Source organism: Terrabacter sp. 2YAF2, from assembly GCF_052114705.1.
Lineage (GTDB): Bacteria > Actinomycetota > Actinomycetes > Actinomycetales > Dermatophilaceae > Terrabacter.
In genome coordinates, this window is record NZ_JBFRFG010000054.1 from 1 (window position 1) to 976 (window position 976).

A 976-nucleotide genomic window follows, 5' to 3' on the forward strand; every position below is an offset into this window, starting at 1 on the left:
CACCGCGGCCGTCTACGCGGCCCGCGCGAACCTCGCGCCCCTCGTCTTCGAGGGCGCCGTGACCGCTGGCGGCGCGCTGATGAACACGACCGAGGTCGAGAACTTCCCCGGCTTCAAGGACGGCATCATGGGACCCGACCTCATGGACGAGATGCGCGCCCAGGCCGAGCGCTTCGGCGCCGAGCTGATCACCGACGACGTCACCGCGGTGGACCTGACCGGCGACGTCAAGACCGTCACCGACGGCGAGGGCACGGTCCACCGGGCCCGCTCGGTCATCCTCGCGATGGGCTCGGCCTACCGTGAGCTCGGYCTGCCCCGCGAGAAGGAGCTGTCCGGTCACGGCGTCTCGTGGTGCGCGACCTGCGACGGGTTCTTCTTCCGCGACCAGGACATCGCCGTCGTCGGCGGCGGCGACTCCGCCATCGAGGAGGCGACCTTCCTGACGAAGTTCGCCCGCACCGTGACGATCATCCACCGCCGCGACGAGCTGCGSGCGAGCAGGATCATGGCCGACCGGGCCCACGCGAACGACAAGATCCGCTTCGCGTGGAACTCCGAGGTCGCCGAGATCCACGGCGAGGGCAAGCTCAGCGGTGTCACGCTGCGCGACACGGTCACCGGCGACACCCGCGAGCTCGCGATCACCGGTCTCTTCGTCGCGATCGGCCACGACCCCCGCAACGAGCTCGTCACGGGTGTCGTCGAGACCGACGACGCGGGCTACGTGCTCGTCGACGGCCGCTCCACGCGTACCAACCTGCCCGGCGTCTTCGCCTGCGGCGACCTCGTCGACCACACCTACCGCCAGGCCATCACSGCSGCSGGCTCCGGCTGCGCCGCCGCCCTCGACGCCGAGCACTACCTCGCCGCCCTCGAGGACACCGCCACCCCCGCCGAGGCCGCTGCCGAGGCCGCCCTCATCGACGAGACCGACTCCGGCGCGATCCCCGACCCCCGCGCCACCGTCGGCGCC

The 976-nt window shown here is 72.0% G+C and carries 1 protein-coding gene; it reads left to right on the forward strand.

The features are described 5' to 3' along the window. Nucleotides 1–976, forward strand: a 976-nt coding sequence (gene trxB, locus AB4030_RS22380; protein ID WP_442281402.1) for a thioredoxin-disulfide reductase, incomplete at both ends; no start/stop codon positions are given.